We start from the raw sequence: 255 nt of genomic DNA on the forward strand, positions 1-255 counted from the left end.
GAATTGTTTGATAAAGGTAACGCATCCGCTGTTGCTCCTTGGCAATAAGTGGTGGTTATCGTATCAAAAGTAGCCGCTTGGGTTGGTTTTACCTCTACCGTAATTGTGGTTGCAATAGCACATTCAAGGGTGCCATCAGGCGTGAAAGTAAAATCAAAATTACCCGCCACACTCGTGTCAATTGTCCCACTCCATGTTCCCGTTACTCCCTCCAATGAAGTCGTCGGTAATAACGGTGATTCCGAACCTTGACAA

At 45.5% G+C, this 255-nt stretch carries 1 pseudogene; it reads right to left on the reverse strand.

Annotation, left to right across the window (positions count from 1 at the left end):
- Positions 1-255, reverse strand: a pseudogene (locus tag EQG68_RS15150) (lectin-like domain-containing protein); the annotation flags it as partial.

This window comes from Flavobacterium piscinae (genome assembly GCF_004122145.1).
Lineage (GTDB): Bacteria > Bacteroidota > Bacteroidia > Flavobacteriales > Flavobacteriaceae > Flavobacterium > Flavobacterium piscinae.